Origin of the sequence: Pseudoalteromonas sp. Isolate6 (assembly GCF_022398435.1) — a bacterium.
GTDB classification, from domain to species: domain Bacteria; phylum Pseudomonadota; class Gammaproteobacteria; order Enterobacterales; family Alteromonadaceae; genus Pseudoalteromonas; species Pseudoalteromonas galatheae.
The window spans coordinates 1-17,457 of record NZ_JAKEVK010000039.1 but is presented as its reverse complement, the minus strand read 5'-3'; the positions used below and the strand labels follow the sequence as shown (position 1 = coordinate 17,457).

14 protein-coding genes are annotated in these 17,457 nt (G+C 44.1%); all 14 read left to right on the top strand.

Features of this window, described 5'->3' with window-relative positions; genetic code table 11:
* Positions 1-2 precede the first annotated feature (2 nt).
* The 14 genes from infB (at position 3) to L1D50_RS07990 (ending at position 17,364) form a co-directional block, all read left to right on the top strand.
* Positions 3-2,687: a translation initiation factor IF-2 gene (gene infB / locus L1D50_RS08055; protein ID WP_128725525.1), complete on the top strand. Its 2,685-nt coding sequence runs from the start codon at positions 3-5 to the stop codon at positions 2,685-2,687.
* Positions 2,688-2,769: 82 nt separating this feature from the next.
* Positions 2,770-3,174 carry a 30S ribosome-binding factor RbfA gene (gene rbfA / locus L1D50_RS08050; RefSeq protein ID WP_128725526.1) on the top strand — a complete coding sequence of 135 codons (405 nt, stop codon included), beginning with the start codon at positions 2,770-2,772 and terminating at the stop codon, positions 3,172-3,174.
* Positions 3,174-4,121 (top strand): tRNA pseudouridine(55) synthase TruB, encoded by a 948-nt coding sequence (gene truB, locus L1D50_RS08045; protein WP_239965844.1) that lies wholly within the window; start codon positions 3,174-3,176, stop codon positions 4,119-4,121. The genes rbfA and truB overlap by 1 nt, the downstream gene beginning before the upstream one ends.
* A gap of 105 nt (positions 4,122-4,226) precedes the next feature.
* Positions 4,227-4,496 (top strand): 30S ribosomal protein S15, encoded by a 270-nt coding sequence (gene rpsO, locus L1D50_RS08040; RefSeq protein ID WP_010370825.1) that lies wholly within the window; start codon positions 4,227-4,229, stop codon positions 4,494-4,496.
* A 224-nt stretch (positions 4,497-4,720) separates the two neighbouring features.
* Entirely contained in the window at positions 4,721-6,847 is a 2,127-nt protein-coding gene (gene pnp / locus L1D50_RS08035; RefSeq protein ID WP_128725528.1) for a polyribonucleotide nucleotidyltransferase, read from the top strand.
* 209 nt (positions 6,848-7,056) lie between these two features.
* On the top strand, positions 7,057-7,944 hold the full coding sequence (gene nlpI, locus L1D50_RS08030) for a lipoprotein NlpI (protein WP_128725529.1): 888 nt from the start codon (positions 7,057-7,059) through the stop codon (positions 7,942-7,944).
* On the top strand, positions 7,922-9,049 hold the full coding sequence (locus L1D50_RS08025) for a hypothetical protein (protein WP_138524688.1): 1,128 nt from the start codon (positions 7,922-7,924) through the stop codon (positions 9,047-9,049). Before nlpI ends, L1D50_RS08025 begins: the two co-directional genes overlap by 23 nt.
* Before the next feature lie 202 nt (positions 9,050-9,251).
* Positions 9,252-12,044, top strand: coding sequence for a monovalent cation/H+ antiporter subunit A (locus L1D50_RS08020; protein WP_138524690.1), 2,793 nt, complete (start codon positions 9,252-9,254; stop codon positions 12,042-12,044).
* Entirely contained in the window at positions 12,044-12,385 is a 342-nt protein-coding gene (locus tag L1D50_RS08015; protein ID WP_010370832.1) for a Na+/H+ antiporter subunit C, read from the top strand. The genes L1D50_RS08020 and L1D50_RS08015 overlap by 1 nt, the downstream gene beginning before the upstream one ends.
* Positions 12,382-13,896: a monovalent cation/H+ antiporter subunit D gene (locus L1D50_RS08010; protein ID WP_138524692.1), complete on the top strand. Its 1,515-nt coding sequence runs from the start codon at positions 12,382-12,384 to the stop codon at positions 13,894-13,896. The genes L1D50_RS08015 and L1D50_RS08010 overlap by 4 nt, the downstream gene beginning before the upstream one ends.
* Positions 13,897-14,433 (top strand): Na+/H+ antiporter subunit E, encoded by a 537-nt coding sequence (locus L1D50_RS08005; RefSeq protein ID WP_128725532.1) that lies wholly within the window; start codon positions 13,897-13,899, stop codon positions 14,431-14,433.
* Positions 14,427-14,696, top strand: a complete 270-nt coding sequence (locus L1D50_RS08000) for a K+/H+ antiporter subunit F (RefSeq protein ID WP_010370838.1) — start codon at positions 14,427-14,429, stop codon at positions 14,694-14,696. Before L1D50_RS08005 ends, L1D50_RS08000 begins: the two co-directional genes overlap by 7 nt.
* Before the next feature lie 9 nt (positions 14,697-14,705).
* Entirely contained in the window at positions 14,706-15,032 is a 327-nt protein-coding gene (locus L1D50_RS07995) for a Na+/H+ antiporter subunit G (RefSeq protein ID WP_010370840.1), read from the top strand.
* A 217-nt stretch (positions 15,033-15,249) separates the two neighbouring features.
* The gene (locus L1D50_RS07990) at positions 15,250-17,364 is read left to right on the top strand and encodes a methyl-accepting chemotaxis protein (RefSeq protein WP_128725533.1); all 2,115 of its coding nucleotides are present in this window, start codon (positions 15,250-15,252) and stop codon (positions 17,362-17,364) included.
* Positions 17,365-17,457 lie beyond the last annotated feature (93 nt).

The following is a 17,457-nucleotide window of genomic DNA, read 5'->3' as shown; positions in this document are numbered from 1 at the left end:
GTATGGCAGAAGTGAGCATTAACAAACTAGCCGAGAGTATTGGTACAACTGTTGATAAATTACTACAACAGTTAAAAGATGCAGGGATCACCAAAGCCGAGGGCGACCAAGTTACTGAATCCGAAAAGGCGACGTTGCTTGATCACTTGAGCAAGCAACACGGTGGCACTGGTTCAACCGGCCCTGAGCGTATGACTCTACAGCGTAAGAGTAAAAGCACATTGAGTGTTAACTCGTCTGGTAAAGCAAAGTCTGTATCTGTAGAAGTCCGTAAGAAGCGCACTTACGTTAAAAAGAGCGCAATCGAGCAGCAGAAAGAGCAAGAACGCTTAGCTGCAGAGGAAGCTGCGCGCAAAGAAGCAGAGTTAATGGCTCAGCAACAAGCAGAGCAACAGGCCAAAGAAGAAGCTGAGCGCAATGCGCGCGAAGAAGCGGAACGCAAGGCCAACGAGGAAGCCGAGCGCAAAGCTAAAGAAGAGGCGAAGCGACAAGCGGATGCTGAACGTCAAGCCAAAGATAAGCAGAGTAAAGAAGTGGATAGCGCGCAACAAATTAAAGAACGTCAAGAAGCTGAGCGTCTGCGTCAAGAAGCAGAAGCGGCAGCCCTGAAAAAGGCAGAAGAAGAAGCAAAACGTCAAGCGGAAGAAGCTCGTCGTCTAGCTGAAGAAAACGAAGCACGTTGGAAGGCGGAAGAGGAAGAGCGTCTTCGTCGTGAAGAAAATGCCGATCATCACCTGACAACTTCAACTTACGCACGTGAAGCTGAAGATGAATCTGACGCACGTGAAGAGAAAAGCGCACGTCGTAAGAAGAAGAAAAAGTCAGCAAAAGATGAAGCAGCAGAAGCGAATGCGAGGAAGCTGAAAGGTAAAAAAGGTCGCTTAAAAGCGCCAACTTCGTTACAGCACGGTTTCCAAAAACCTGCAGCCGAAGTGAAACAAGAAGTACGTATCAGTGAAACTATCACTGTTGCAGAACTTGCTTCTCGTATGGCAGTGAAAGGTGCGGAAGTTGTTAAGACCATGATGAAGATGGGTGACATGGTTACGATTAACCAAGTTATCGATCAAGAAACTGCGCAGCTAGTCGCTGAAGAAATGGGTCATAAAGTTGTTCTAGTAAAAGAAAATGAACTGGAAGAAAAAGTGCTAAGTGACCGCAGTGAAGAGGGGTCTCTTGAGCCACGTGCGCCAGTAGTGACAGTAATGGGTCACGTTGACCACGGTAAAACCTCAACACTTGACTACATTCGTAAAGCGAAAGTTGCTGACGGCGAAGCCGGTGGTATTACTCAGCATATCGGTGCATACCATGTTGAGACAGACAGTGGCATGGTCACTTTCCTAGATACTCCTGGACACGCGGCGTTTACGTCAATGCGTGCTCGTGGTGCGAAAGCAACCGATATCGTTGTACTAGTTGTTGCTGCAGATGATGGTGTAATGCCTCAGACGAAAGAAGCGGTACAGCACGCCAAAGCGGCCGAAGTACCACTTATCGTTGCCGTGAACAAGATGGATAAAGAGGGTATTGACCCTGACCGCGTTAAGAATGAGCTTGCTCAACTAGACGTAATCCCAGAAGACTGGGGTGGTGAAACGCAGTTTGTTCATATCTCAGCTAAGACTGGTCTTGGTATTGACGAGCTACTAGAAGCTATCCTAATGCAATCTGAGCTATTAGAATTACAAGCTTCTAAAGAAGGTATGGCGTCTGGTGTGGTAATCGAGTCTCGTCTTGACAAAGGTCGTGGTCCTATCGCTTCTGTACTTGTTCAATCAGGTACCCTAAACCAAGGTGATATCGTACTTTGCGGTCTTGAATATGGTCGTGTTCGCGCGATGAAAGACGAAAACGGTAAAGACATCAAATCAGCGGGTCCTTCAATTCCTGTAGAGATCTTAGGTCTTTCTGGCGTACCAGCTGCTGGTGACGAAGCGACAGTAGTTCGTGATGAGCGTAAAGCACGTGAAGTGGCACTATACCGTCAAGGTAAGTTCCGCGAAGTGAAGCTCGCTCGTCAGCAGAAAGCGAAGCTTGAGAACATGTTCTCTAACATGACTGAAGGCGACGTATCTGAAGTGAACATCGTACTGAAAGCAGACGTTCAAGGTTCTATCGAAGCAATCGCTGATTCATTGACTAAACTGTCTACAGATGAAGTGAAAGTGAAGATCGTCGGTTCTGGTGTTGGTGGTATCACTGAAACAGATGCAACCCTTGCAGCGGCTTCTAACGCTATTATGGTTGGCTTTAACGTACGTGCGGACGCTTCTGCTCGTAAAGTTATTGATACTGAGAACCTAGACTTACGTTACTACAGCGTTATCTACAACCTAATCGAAGAAGTAAAACAAGCAATGACAGGTATGCTTGCACCAGAATTTAAGCAAGAGATCATTGGTCTTGCTGAAGTTCGTGACGTGTTCAAGTCACCTAAGATCGGCGCTGTTGCAGGTTGTATGGTAACTGAAGGTGTGGTTAAACGTAGCGCGCCAATCCGTGTACTTCGTGATAACGTGGTTATCTACGAAGGTGAGCTTGAATCACTACGTCGCTTTAAAGATGACGTTGCTGAAGTTCGTAGCGGTATGGAATGTGGTATCGGCGTTAAGAACTACAACGACGTTAAAGTCGGTGACCAAATCGAAGTATTTGAAACTGTACAGGTTGAGCGTACGCTTTAATTGTAAGTTGTTAAAATACTTGAGATGGGGGCACTAGCCCCCATTTGTGATCTCATAGATTTTGAAATTTTAAGTGGTGAAAATGAGAGAATTTTCTCGTACAGATCGTGTAGCACAGCAAATTCAAAAAGAAATTGCGGTGATCCTACAGCGCGAAATTAAAGATCCTAGATTGGGTATGGTAACAGTGTCAGCTGTTGAGGTATCACGTGATCTTTCTTATGCAAAAGTATTCATTACTGTGTTGAATACCAATGATGAAGACAAAACTAAGCAAAGTGCGGCTATTCTGAATGAAGCAACCGGTTATATTCGCTCGCTTCTTGGCAAGCGTATTCGTGCGCGTATCATGCCTGAGCTTAAATTTGTTATTGATAACTCCCTAATGGAAGGTATGCGTATTTCTAACTTGGTTGACTCTGTGATCAGAGAAGACAACGCAAAGCGCGGTCCTGAGTCTGGAGATAAAGACCAAGAGGAAGAGTAATGGCGCGTCGCACCAAAGGCCGTGCGATCGACGGCATTCTGTTATTAAATAAACCGCAAGGTATTTCTTCTAACAAAGCACTGCAGCAAGCAAAGGGCATTTATTTCGCTCAAAAAGCGGGCCACACTGGTGCTTTGGATCCGCTGGCAACAGGTATGTTGCCAATTTGCTTTGGTGAAGCGACTAAGTTTACCCAGTTTTTGCTTGATACCGATAAAACCTACGTGGTGAGAGCACAGCTGGGTGAGCGCACGACGACATCAGATTCTGATGGTGAAATAGTTGAAACGCGACCAGTAAATGTAACACTTGAGCAGCTAGAACGAGAAATTGCCAGTTTCTTGGGGGAGTCTGATCAGTACCCTTCGATGTATTCGGCGCTCAAATATCAGGGCCAACCGCTATACAAATATGCCCGAGAAGGTATCGAAGTACCGCGAAAATGCCGCAAGATTAATGTCTATCGTATTACGTTAGATGAATACGACGAGCAAACTCAACAAATTCAAATGACAGTACATGTCTCTAAAGGCACTTATATTCGTACGATAGTCGATGATTTGGGGGAGAAACTTGGCTGTGGTGCGCATGTCATTATGTTACACCGTAGTGAAGTTGGTCATTACCCTAGCGACAAAATGATTACCTTAGTCGAGCTAGAAGCGTTACTTGAGAAAGCAAAAGCGGAAGAAGTTGCGCCTTCGACTTATCTCGATGAATTATTGTTGCCAATGGATACCGCTTTGGTCGACTTGAGCGTTGTTGATATTAGCGCTGAGCAAGGTGTTGCTTTTGGTCATGGGCAAACCGTTGCTGTCGAAAATTTACCAGGCGGTATTGTTAAAGTGGTTGCTGATGGCAAGTTTGTTGGGATTGGTGAGCGTAATCCTCAAGGGTTATTGAAAGCAAAACGCGCGCTATCTTCCGCTCAGCCGGAATCACAATAAAATCTTCCTATGCAAGGGGAGTTTATGCTGGTATAATCCGCCAGCTTCCGCTTTGGCTGAATTAGTGATCGGCTGAAGCATTACTAAACTTATTTTGGAGTTATTATGTCACTAAGCAATCAAGAGAAAGCAGAAATCGTAGCAAAGTTCGCACGCGCAGAAGGTGATACAGGTTCACCAGAAGTACAAGTTGCACTTCTAACTGCTGACATCAACAAGCTACAAGGTCACTTCGCTAACCACAAGCAAGATTTCCACTCTCGTCGTGGTCTTCTACGTAAAGTTAGCCAACGTCGTAACCTTCTTGACTACCTAAAAGGCAAGAGCGTTGACCGTTATGCTGCACTAATCAAAGAGCTTGGCCTACGTCGCTAATATTTTTGATTTCTTGTTGGAAATTTATCCAACAGTAAAAAAGGGGCTAATTAGCCCCTTTTTTTGTGGCTGTTCTATCAGTATACTTACAGCCGTTTAAAAATACTTTTAAACGAGCGTCAATTGGATTTCCAATTGTAGTGCTTAAGTAAATTATGATGAGTTTATTTAAGACTGTGATTGGTCCCCGTTGGCGTTGAAAACAATTTAGTAAGGAAAATATTGTGCAAGCAATTATTAAAGAATTTCAACTAGGTCAACACACGGTGACTCTAGAGACAGGTGCTATCGCACGTCAAGCTGACGGCGCAGTACTTGCAAGCATTGGTGATACTTCGGTACTTGTGACTGTTGTAGGAAGAAGAGAAGCGGCTCCTGGCCAAGACTTTTTCCCACTAACGGTTAACTACCAAGAAAAAATGTACGCTGCGGGTCGTATCCCTGGTGGTTTCTTGAAGCGTGAAGGTCGTCCTTCAGACGGTGAGACATTAACAGCTCGTCTTATCGACCGTCCAATTCGTCCTCTATTCCCAGACGGCTTCGTAAACGAAGTTCAGGTTATCGCGACAGTGGTTTCTGTAAATCCAGAGATCCAACCTGATATCGTTGCTTTGATTGGTACTTCAGCTGCACTAGCTATCTCAGGTATTCCATTCAATGGCCCTCTAGGTGCAGCGCGCGTTGGTTTCATCGACGGTCAATATGTACTAAACCCAACTCTTAAAGAGCTAGAGACAAGTAAGCTTGACTTGGTTGTTGCAGGTACTGAAAACGCAGTACTAATGGTTGAATCAGAAGCTGAAGTGTTAACTGAAGAAGAAATGCTTGGCGCTGTTGTATACGGTCATGAGCAATCACAAGCTATCATCAAAGCAATCGAAGAATTCCGCGCTGAAGCTGGTAAAGCAGCATGGGATTGGACTGCACCTGAAAAAGATTTAACCCTAGCTGAAAAAGTAGCTGCAATTGCAGAGCAAAAAGTAGGTGATGCTTACCGTATTACTGACAAAGTTGCACGTAAAGAAGCACTTTCTGAAGCAAAAGCAGAAGTCATTGAAAAATTAGGCGCTGAAGTTGCCGAAGGCGAGTCACTAGATGAGCAAGTGGTAGGTAAAGAATTCAGCTCACTTGAGAAGAAAATTGTACGTAGCCGCATCATTGCTGGCGAAAAACGTATCGACGGTCGTGAACCAGATATGGTTCGTGCGCTAGACGTGATGACGGGTGTACTGCCACGTACTCACGGTTCTGCAATCTTTACTCGTGGTGAAACTCAGGCACTTGTAACAGCAACCCTTGGTACTGAGCGTGACGCGCAGATGCTAGACGACCTAACTGGTACTCACAAGCATCACTTTATGCTTCACTATAACTTCCCTCCATTCTGTGTAGGTGAAACGGGTTTTGTAGGGTCTCCTAAGCGTCGTGAAATCGGCCACGGTAACCTAGCTAAGCGTGGTATTGCGGCAGTAATGCCAACACTGGCTGAATTCCCATATTCAGTACGTGTAGTATCTGAGATCACTGAATCAAACGGTTCATCTTCAATGGCATCAGTATGTGGTACTTCACTTGCGCTAATGAACGCTGGTGTTCCAGTTAAAGCGTCAGTTGCTGGTATCGCGATGGGTCTAGTGAAAGAAGGCGAAGATTTCGTCGTACTTTCTGACATCCTTGGTGACGAAGATCACTTAGGTGATATGGACTTCAAAGTAGCGGGTACAGCAAACGGTGTAACTGCACTACAAATGGATATCAAGATTGAAGGTATCACCAAAGAAATCATGCAGATCGCGCTTCGCCAAGCGAAAGCTGCGCGTCTACACATCCTAAGTGTGATGGACCAAGCGATTTCTGCGCCTTCTGAAGAGCTATCTGAGTTCGCTCCACGTATCTACACGATGAAGATCCCTGCGAAGAAGATTGCTGAAGTTATCGGTAAAGGTGGTGCAACAATTCGTCAGCTTACTGAAGAAACAGATACAACGATTGAAATTGAAGACGACGGTACTATCAAGATCGCTGCAACGAATGGTAATAGTGCACAAGCTGCTATTTCACGTATCGAAGCGCTTACAGCAGAGCTTGAAGTTGGTACGCTTTACACTGGTAAAGTTATCCGTATCGTAGACTTCGGTGCGTTTGTAAACGTACTACCTGGTAAAGATGGCCTAGTGCACATCTCACAAATCAGTGAAGAGCGTGTAAATAACGTTTCAGATCACCTATCTGTTGGTCAAGAAGTTAAAGTTAAAGTACTTGAAGTTGACCGCCAAGGCCGTGTTCGCTTAAGTATCAAAGAAGCTTTAGAGAAAAAAGCTGAGCAGCCTAAAGAAGAGGGTGCTGAGTAATCTCTGCAAGGCTTTGCATAGAATAGAAGTGTAAAGGGGCTGAATAGCCCCTTTTTTTATGCTTTAATGCTGTTTGACTCAAAATGATGAAACAAAACTGAGTTTATCTGGTCAATAGAGAACTAGGCAAAGTTTTAGTAAATAATCAGATTGTTGGTATACCTGTGCAAAGACTCTAAACGGGCAAATGCCATTGAATGAGGAAGGAAATGAAGTTAGCGAAAATAGTTGTGCCATTAGTGCTAATGGGGCTGGTAGGATGTAAAAGCACGCAGCCAGAGGCCACTAAAAACATTGTAAATGTTCCGCTTGCAGTACCACTTCAAGCCAATTTCCGTAATGAGATTGCCATTGCTCGATTTAACGAGTTACTCTTGCAACCAGATATGGCAAATGAACAACGCGCACAACTGCTATACAATCGTGGCATGTTGTACGATAGCATTGGCTTACAAACTCTTGCTCGCATTGATTTCAATCGTGCCGTAAAAATTAAACCAGATCTCGCGGAAGTTTATAACTTTCTTGGTATTCATCAAACGTTAGAGCAAAACTATGGCCGGGCATATGAAATGTTTGATGCCGTTCTAGAGCTTGACGAGCAACATGAATATGCCTATTTAAATCGTGGCATCGCATTGTATTACGGCGAGCGAGCTGATTTAGCTGTAAAAGATTTTGAAGCCTTTTTGGCGCGCGCTCCAAAAGATGCGTACCGCGCCATGTGGCTGTATATTGCTCAGCAGCAAGTAGACGGTGTACTTGCTAAACAAACACTAGCGGCAAATAGTCAAGCTTTAGATCCTGAAGAGTGGTCCTCTCAACTAGTTGCACTGTATTTGGGCACACTATCCGAAGAAGAGTTTCTAGCACAGATCTCTGAGGGGGTGAGCACCCAAGAAGAATACGCGCAGCGTCTTTGTGAAGCCTATTTTTATCTGGCTAAGCGGTATCAGGTTCAAGGCGATTTAGCTTCTGCTATTAGCTATTTTAAGCTCGCGCTGGCAACTAATGTATATGAGTTTGTAGAACATAAATACGCGCGTCTTGAGCTTGATTTACTTGCCCAGTTGAATGACGAACAAGACGCGAGCTAAACACCTGTTTATTTTTATGCTTATAGGGCTGCTGATTTCAAGCAGCCCTAATTATGCACATCTCTCTATCGCGCAAAAATCAGCACTTGTCGTCGCTAATCCAAATAGCTATTTTGCCATTGCACCAGAGCTTGAGGTGTTACCCTCACAAGCAAGTGCACAATTAGTAAAAGCCATTGCAGGCTTACAGCAACCAAAATGGGAGTTTGAACGCTTACAGCGTAGTTTGAGTGCTCAAGAGGAAAGTAGCACTAAGCTGCTTTTACTTGATGCTTGGCCCCGTTTAAATCGTCAACAGCGCCAGCAAGTGTCCGAGCAGTTAATATCACTTGGCCAATATCATTTGCTTTATGCACTTTCAAAGCGTTACGCGTTAAACTCAGAACTCACTTCACTGCTCGCGGTGTGGCAAGGAAAGGCTGTAACGACATTTTTGAATAATCCTTACTTAGGACAGTTTTATACTCTCTCAGAGCGTCAGCATTCAAGCGTATCCTGTCAGTTTAATCTTGCACTAATTGCCAGTGATTTAGATGGTTTGCAGCATTTGCAAGCGCTTAAGAATGCCTATGAGCGACAGCCAGAACCGGGCAAAGGCACATATTGCTTATCTACGCCGATATATGCGGCGAATAAACTCAGTTGTAAGACGCAAAGAGGTTTTGCTGTATGCGACTTACAACACGAGCAGAGCTTGTCGAAATATGATCACCTCGTATTCATGGCAGCAGAAGGGCTTGCTAATGTCAGTGGCAGGCACATGACTTTGAGCGCCTCCAGCACTTACAATACGCTGATACATGAGCTTATGCATTTTAGTGGCTTTGAAGATGAGTACCCAATACCAGCTAAAAAAGCAAAGTGGCTTTGCGCGACTTCAGGGCAAAAGGCACCAAATCTTTACGTTGGTGACCAAGCGCCGAACAATTGGGCGCCGAGTCGTACCTGTGAGTTAGGTAAACTTCCCTCATATAAACCCTCAAACAGTCACTCTTTGCTGGAATATCAATCAATTAAGTTAGATGAAAATTACCGTAAAAGGTGGTTAACTGTACTGAATTCAAGACGTTTAGAAGATAAAATAGCGGTTAATTCGGCTGAATAGTTTTGAACTTATTCTGAATAGTTTGTTAAGGTTGGCTAAAATAGCATCAGCTAGAAAGTGAAACTCTAGACAACTCAAACACTAATCAAGTATAACAGGGTTCATGTACGTGTGGTTAATGTGTACCGATCGCTCCAACTGGAAGGGGGATTGTCGCATTAATCTAAACGAGCCATAACGACGCAAATAAAAGGTTTCATCTATGACTTTATTTTGGATACCCTTGCTATCCTTAATTGGCAGTTTTATCTCTGCATTTACGGGAAAGCTTTCCCGTAATCAGTCGACTGCTATAACCTTAGTAGCGCCAGCAGTGGCAATTTTACTTGCTGTTGATCTCGCCCCTGCCGTTTTTGCAGGAGAGACTATTCGGTACACATTTGAATGGGTTCCGCTTCTAGATATTAACATCGCGTTTAGACTGGATGGTCTTGCGTTGCTGTTCGTTTTCATGATCTTGGGCATTGGTATGTTGGTTATCTTCTATGCCAGATACTACCTTAGTCCCAATGATTCCATGCCTAAACTTTATGCCTACTTAATGCTCTTTATGACCGCTATGCTTGGTATCGTTATGTCTAATAACGTATTACAGCTGTGGCTATTCTGGGAGCTTACCAGTATTAGTTCATTTTTGCTTATTAGCTATTGGTGGCATAAGTCAGAAGCCCGCAAAGGGGCGAAAATGGCACTTGCTATCACAGGCGGTGGCGGCTTAGCGCTGCTCGCTGGCTTGATGTTGATAGGAGATATTGTTGGCAGTTATAACCTCGATGTGATTTTATCGAGTCGTGAGCTTATTCAATCTCATGCATTGTATGAAGTGGCGTTAATCCTTGTGCTACTGGGCGCATTTACTAAGTCTGCGCAATTCCCATTCCATTTCTGGTTACCGCACGCGATGGCTGCACCAACGCCTGTAAGTGCGTACTTGCATTCTGCGACTATGGTGAAAGCTGGGATATTCTTACTGGCACGCTTTTATCCTGCGCTAGCGGGTACAGAGCTGTGGTTTATCCTCGTAGGTTTAACTGGCTTAGCAACGCTGCTCGTTGGTGCCTATATTGCGCTATTTAAACATGATCTAAAAGGCCTTCTGGCGTTTTCAACGATCAGTCATTTAGGCCTGATTACTTTATTACTTGGTCTGGACACTGAACTTGCGACTGTTGCGGCGGTTTTCCATATTATTAACCACGCAACGTTTAAGGCCTCTTTATTTATGGCGACGGGGATCATCGACCATGAAACGGGCACTCGTGATATGCGTAAGCTCAACGGTATGTGGCGTTTTATGCCCTATACCGCAACGCTTGCGATGGTTGCCGCTTCTGCGATGGCAGGGGTGCCGCTACTTAATGGTTTCTTGTCTAAAGAAATGTTCTTTGCCGAGACGCTACACCAGCAACTTCTGGGCTCTATGTCATGGCTAATTCCAATTTTGGCGACAATCGCCGGTGCATTCTCTGTAGCGTATTCGGCGCGATTTATTCATGACGTATTCTTCAACGGAGATCCAATTGACTTGCCTAAGGAGCCACACGAAGCACCACGCTATATGCGTTTTCCAATCGAAATCTTGGTCGCTTTATGTTTGATAGTGGGCATGTTCCCTAACTTTATCGTTGATGGCATGTTAAAAACAGCATCAAGTGCGGTATTAGGGGAGGCTGCGCCAACCTTTGAGGTTGCTATTTGGCATGGCTTTAACTTACCACTGCTTATGAGTGGCCTTGCGGTATGTGGTGGTTTATTAATTTATACTCAGCGCAAATATCTATTCCAATTCCAAGCTTCATTACCGCCAATGAACGCAAAGAAAACCTTTGAACGCACTATGTACAACATAGTGTCTTGGAGTCGCGCGCGTGTAAACGCAATAGAAAATGGTTCGTTACAGCGTTATCTAATGCTGATGTTTATTGTTGTGTTGGTGAGTGCTGGTTGGCCACTGTTTGAAATGTCACAGTTAGTGGGTAATTTAGAGCCGACGCCAATTGATGTGCATAACGGTATCGGGGCTGGCTTATTAATGATTGGGGCAATTGGTACGGTTATTTGGCATCGTACTCGTATGGTTGCACTGCTGATGATTTCGGTTGTTGGTCTCATGGTGTCGGTTGCTTTCACACGCTTTTCAGCACCGGATCTGGCGCTTACTCAGTTAACGGTAGAAGTTGTAACCATTATCCTGTTAATGCTTGCGTTATTCTTCTTACCGCAAAGAACGCCGAAGGAATCAAGTTCTATTCGCGTACTACGTGATATTGGTATTGCTTCAGCAATTGGTGTGATCATCGGAAGTATTAGTTACGCCTTAATCACAAGACCACTAGACAGTATTTCTGAGTTCTTTATTGCAAATGCCAAGGTTGGCGGTGGCGGGACGAATGTTGTTAACGTTATCTTAGTAGATTTCCGTGGTTTTGATACGCTAGGTGAAATTACCGTTTTGGGTATTGCGGCGCTTGGAATTTATAAGTTGCTCATTAACTTACCACTATTTATGCCTGGTAGTGATAGTGAAGGAAGACCTTGGGCGAAAGAGAGATATCCACTACTGCTAGCAAGTATTTCGCAAAGCTTATTGCCTTTGGCGTTGTTGGTTTCGGTTTATATTTTCTTGCGTGGCCACAATCTTCCAGGTGGTGGATTTATCGCAGGTCTAATCACGGCAATAGCCTTTATTTTACAATACATTGCTCATGGTTCGAATTGGATTGCAGAGCGCTTTGATGTCAATTACCGCAAGATTATCGCAACGGGTATCGCTATTTCTCTGGCAACTGGTGTAGGTAGTTGGTTCTTCGGCAAACCATTCTTAACCTCATGGTTTGATTATTTTGATATCCCATTGGTAGGTAAAACTGAGTTGGCAAGTGCCATTGCATTCGACCTTGGTGTTTATATCACCGTGGTAGGTGCAACGCTGATGATTTTGGCGAGCCTAGGTAAAGTAACGGCAAATGCGCCCAAAGAAGAGGTGAATATTTAATGGAATTGCTTTATGCATCGTGCGTAGGCTTACTAGTAGCCTGTGGCGTATTTTTGATTCTACGAGCAAGAACATTCCCTGTTGTTCTTGGTTTAACTATGTTGTCTTATGCGGTTAACTTGTTTTTGTTCGCATCGGGTAGATTGACCTTAAACAAAGCTGCCGTGCTCGGTTATAGCAGTGAGTATGCAGATCCACTGCCGCAAGCTTTGGTATTGACGGCTATTGTTATCGGATTCGCGATGACGGCATTTGTTGTGATATTAGCTATCCGCGGTCGTTCAGATTTGGGTAACGACCATGTAAATGGTATTGTTCCTGACAAAAAGGGTAAAGCATGATCCAACATTTGACTTCTTTGCCTATTTTATTACCTATGTTGGCAGGGGTGATCCTGCTGATGCCACCGTGCGGGAAAAACCTAGCGATTAGGCGTAAAGTCTCTGTACTTATGTCGCTGATTACGTTTGCAGCTTGTGCCTCACTTTTACTACATGTTCAGCAGTCTGGCATTCAAGTTTATGCGATTGGTAACTGGCAAGCACCGTTTGGCATTGTGCTAGTTGCTGATCAACTTTCTACTTTGTTAGTCAGCTTAACCGCTTTGTTGTGTTTTGTGTGCTCGCTGTATAGCTGTGCTGGAGATGACGAAAGAGGAAGCTTCTTCCATCCGCTACTGCACTTTTTGGTGATGGGGGTAAACGGTGCCTTTTTAACTGGTGACGCGTTCAACCTATTTGTATTCTTTGAGATTTTGTTGATAGCATCTTATGCGCTGTTAATGCATGGTGGTGATAAGCATAATACCCGTGCGTCACTGCAATATGTGATCCTAAACCTAGTGGGTTCGTCGGTATTTTTGATTGCATTGGGTATCTTGTACGGTGTGCTTGGTACTCTAAACATGGCGGATATGGCGTATAAGATCACGTTCTTACAAGGAGACGATGTTTATCTTGCTAAGATTGGTGGCTTGTTATTATTGGTTGTATTTGCACTAAAAGGTGCCTTGCTACCGCTTCACCTTTGGCTACCAAACACCTATGCAACCGCGTTACCTGTTGTTGCTGCTTTATTTGCAATCATGACTAAAGTGGGTGTGTATTCGATGATGCGCGTTTATACGCTGATTTTTGGCGACCAAGCTGGTGAATTAAGTCATATGGCACAAGAGTGGCTATGGTGGCTTGCACTGGCGACTATCGTCATGGGTGGAATTGGTGTGCTTGCTAGTCAAGATTTGCGCAAGCTGTCTGCAAATTTAGTGGTGGTGTCGGTTGGTACCTTAGTGGCATTAGTCGCCGTCCAAACGGTAAATAGCAGTGCTGCAGCCATTTACTATTTGGTGCACTCGACATTAGTGTCAGCTGCATTGTTCTTACTCGCTGATTTAGTGGGGAAACAAAGGGGCAAAGTTGCTGACAGGATCACTGCGGGTCGTCCAGTGGTTCAACCTATGTTACTTGGGATCATGTTTGCAATTGCCGCAATTACTGTGATTGGTATGCCACCGTTATCTGGTTTTATTGGCAAGGTATGGATCTTAAAGTCGACTATTGAGTCGAGTCATACATACTGGTTTTGGGCGGTATATTTGTTGGTAAGCTTAGCGGTACTGGTTAGCGTTTCAAAAGCCGGAAGTACCGTGTTTTGGCATCATACCGGTAAGGTCGATACACAATCGGCAGAAAAAGCGCATCCAGCCCAAATTATCGCAATCCTGACCTTGATAATTTGTGCGCCGTTAATGGTGATTTTCGCCGGCCCATTGACTGATTACGCATTGTCGGCAGCCGACTCTTTGCACGACTTTTCTAGCATGACTAATGCAGTGTTAAAAGGAGCGAAATAGATGCGTTTAGAAGCAAAGTTTAAATGGCTACCAACGCCATTTCGCAGCTTATTATTATTTACTGTGTGGTTGTTGCTGAATAATAGCGTGTCAGCTGGGCATCTTATTCTCGCGACCATTCTAGCTATTGTGATCCCGCTTATTACCTATCGGTTTAGGACTAAGCAACCACTGATCATTAAGCCATGGCGTGCGCTTACTCATTTGTTGTTGGTGCTTTACGATATTATTACCGCCAACGTTGAGGTGGCGATAAAGATCTTAGGACCTACGAAAAAATTACGCCCCGGTTTTGTGTTGGTGCCGCTCGATATAGATCAAGCTATGCCAATTACTATTTTAGCCAGCACGGTATCGTTAACTCCTGGTACCGTAAGTGCCGAGGTATACCCTTGGCCCGAGTCGGTAAAAAGTGGCGAAAAACCAGAACGTAAATACTTACTGATCCATGTGTTAGATCTTACGGATGAGAAAGCATTGATTGAGACTATTAAATCTCGTTATGAAGCGCCATTGAAGGAGATTTTTGAATGCTAGAAACTGTAATTCTTATTGTCTTTGCGATGATAGGTGTATCACTTTTGTTAAACCTGTGGCGTTTAGTTGTCGGGCCTTCAATTCCAGATAGAATTTTAGCGCTGGATACCATGTACATAAATACCATTGCCCTTATTATTCTATACGGAATGAGTATGGGGACAGCATTGTACTTTGAAGCTGCATTATTAATAGCGATGCTTGGCTTTGTAAGTACGGTTGCGGTATGTAAGTATTTGCTACGCGGCGACATCATAGAGTAGGAGAGCGATATGTCAGAATGGATAATTTCGATTTTATTACTGTTAGGTGGTGCGTTTGTATTGATAGGCTCTATTGGCCTTGTGAAAATGCCTGACTTTTTTATGCGCCTCCACGGTCCTACAAAAGCGACAACGCTTGGAATGGCCTGCTTATTGACCTCGGCAATGGTGTATTTCAGTACCACAACTGACGGCGTAAGTGTGAAGGAAATATTGATTTCGATATTTTTGCTGCTCACTGCCCCCATTTCTGGGTATATGCTGATTAAGTCAGCAATACATCACCGTTTGCCAAGTAATGAAAAGACGACTGGCAAAGATAAGATAAAAAAATAGTGCTTCGGCGCTATTTTCTTTATCTATCGCTTTATAATTTATTTCTCAAAATTTTCCTCCTAAGCACCATAAATTTCAGTACGTTATTAATTTTTTTGCTACAGTTAAAAAAGGCTTCATAGTTGCCGATAAAAATAGGGGTCACTCGTTTTATCAAGTTGATGATGAACGTGTAGTGCAATTTGTTTGCATACTAAGTCTAAATACTGGGAATGTTATGAAACAAGCTTCGATTAAAAACAAACTCTTACTCTTTGTAACAGCATTAGTAACGAGTTTGGTTGTTATATTAGTGACAACAATGTGGTTTCACCTTGCAGCAGAAAATACCAAGCAAAGTGAAGGGGTCCAACAAGCGATTTATGATGAAATATCCCAAGGCCTTATTGCTAAAGGTAATCAATATGGGCAACGCGTGGCTGGCTTTATTAATGAAGCCTATCGTGTTCCTTACACTTTGGCTGGTGTGCTATCTCATACCACCAAGCAGGATCCTCTGAGCCGTGAACAAGTGCAAGAGATTGTTTATGGTGCGCTAAAGCAAAATCGCTTTGTATCTTCTATGTATGCACAGTTTGAACCGAATGGTTACGATGGCAATGATGCCAGCAATCAAGATGGTTCGAGTCACTCCGTGCCGGGCGCCGGTACCTTAGAGCTCTACTTTACTCAAGAAGCCGATGGTCCGATGCAACAAAAAGTTGAGTCGGCAGAAGAAAAGTATGCCGATGTAATCAATGAATTTGGCCTACGAGAAGCCGAGTGGTATTTGTGCGCAAAAGATAAAGTTGCACCTTGTATCATGGAACCCTATTTATATGAAATTTCTCCGGGCAACCAAATGTTGATGACTTCATTGACCACTCCAGTCGTGGTCAATCGTCAATTTAGAGGTTTGGTGGGCGTGGATGTAAATTTGCCTATTTTCCAGACCATGGTTGACGAGCTCTCAAACTCACTTTACTCAGGAGCCGCTAAAGTAACCTTATTAAGTGAGCTTGGTCTTGTTGTGGGTTCCAGCCACTACAAGAACCTAGCACGTCCACTTGCTGAGTCGACAAAGTCTGATAGGGCTGAGGTGTTAAAATCACTGCACACAGGCTCTGGGATTAAAGAGTTTGGTGAGGATTTAGTCGTAGCTGTACCGATTAAAATTGCGTTACCAAACACCACTTGGTCTCTTGTAATTGAGCTTCCTAAGGCAATTGCACTTAGCTCTGCAACCACCCTGCAAAGTCAGCTTGAGGAGTCGACAGATTCTGTTGGTCGTTGGATGCTTACCATTGGAGTTGTTATTGCGGTTATAGGCATTGCCATTGCGGTAGTATTAGTGAACACAATTATTGGCCCGCTTACGCATATTCAGGAACGAGTCGAGAACTTAGCGTCTAGCGAAGGTGATTTAACGCATGAGCTAGAAGTGAGTCATCATGCAGAGTTAATTGCCTTGGCACATGGTTTTAATCGCTTTACTGATAAACTGCGCAAGATGATTGATGACCTCAAAGGCCTTGCTGAATCTTCCTACGAGCAGTCACATCGAACAACTGAAGCCGCAATTAACATCAAAAACAAAGTTGCCAATCAGCATCTAGAGATAGACAGCGTAGTAACCGCAATTAACGAGCTCAGTGCGACGGCCTCCGAGGTGGCTCGGGCGTCTGAAAAAGCGGCGGCAAGTACGAATCAAGCCGCTGATCAAGTTCAGCAAAGTGAACAAAGCATCATTAAAACGACCGAAACGGTGCAATCAATGGCGGATCAAGTCATTGATGCAAAACAAGCAGTGGTGAAGGTATCAGAACGCAGTGATGATATTTCCAAAATACTGGAGGTGATCAGAGCCATAGCAGAACAAACTAACTTACTGGCCTTAAACGCGGCAATTGAAGCTGCAAGGGCAGGGGAGCAAGGACGTGGTTTTGCGGTTGTTGCAGATGAAGTTCGAGCTTTGGCGTCAAAAACACAAGCATCGACGGACGACATTAGTAAACTAATAGATAACCTACAGAGTGAAGTCGCGAACTCAGGCCGGATCATTGAGAGCTCTGTACAGCTAGGCGAAGATGCAGTGAGTTATTGCCAAGAATCAGCTAGGTTAATGAGCACGCTAGTAGCTGAGTTGACAAGCATTTCTAATGAAGTAACACAAATTGCTACGGCGGCGGAAGAGCAAAGTATGGTGACCGAAGAAATTAATACAAATACGACGGGCATTTCAGATGCTGCTGCTGAGCTTTCGAAGTTCGCAGATGAGGTTGAGCAAGCGGCCAGTTCTATGACGCAGATAGTCGAACAAAAGCATAAGCAACTTAATTTATTAAGAACGTAAGTTTGCTGGTTTGCAAAGAGACTGGAGACAGTCTCTTTGCAGCTATGGCGTTTTTCGTCAAAATTCACTATGATAACTGTATCTATATACAGT

Coding starts and splice junctions, on each gene's coding strand:
- infB (WP_128725525.1), top strand. CDS start 3: ATGGCAGAAGTGAGCATTAACAAACTAGCCGAGAGTATTGGTACAACT.
- rbfA (WP_128725526.1), top strand. CDS start 2,770: ATGAGAGAATTTTCTCGTACAGATCGTGTAGCACAGCAAATTCAAAAA.
- truB (WP_239965844.1), top strand. CDS start 3,174: ATGGCGCGTCGCACCAAAGGCCGTGCGATCGACGGCATTCTGTTATTA.
- rpsO (WP_010370825.1), top strand. CDS start 4,227: ATGTCACTAAGCAATCAAGAGAAAGCAGAAATCGTAGCAAAGTTCGCA.
- nlpI (WP_128725529.1), top strand. CDS start 7,057: ATGAAGTTAGCGAAAATAGTTGTGCCATTAGTGCTAATGGGGCTGGTA.
- L1D50_RS08025 (WP_138524688.1), top strand. CDS start 7,922: ATGACGAACAAGACGCGAGCTAAACACCTGTTTATTTTTATGCTTATA.
- L1D50_RS08020 (WP_138524690.1), top strand. CDS start 9,252: ATGACTTTATTTTGGATACCCTTGCTATCCTTAATTGGCAGTTTTATC.
- L1D50_RS08015 (WP_010370832.1), top strand. CDS start 12,044: ATGGAATTGCTTTATGCATCGTGCGTAGGCTTACTAGTAGCCTGTGGC.
- L1D50_RS08010 (WP_138524692.1), top strand. CDS start 12,382: ATGATCCAACATTTGACTTCTTTGCCTATTTTATTACCTATGTTGGCA.
- L1D50_RS08005 (WP_128725532.1), top strand. CDS start 13,897: ATGCGTTTAGAAGCAAAGTTTAAATGGCTACCAACGCCATTTCGCAGC.
- L1D50_RS08000 (WP_010370838.1), top strand. CDS start 14,427: ATGCTAGAAACTGTAATTCTTATTGTCTTTGCGATGATAGGTGTATCA.
- L1D50_RS07995 (WP_010370840.1), top strand. CDS start 14,706: ATGTCAGAATGGATAATTTCGATTTTATTACTGTTAGGTGGTGCGTTT.
- L1D50_RS07990 (WP_128725533.1), top strand. CDS start 15,250: ATGAAACAAGCTTCGATTAAAAACAAACTCTTACTCTTTGTAACAGCA.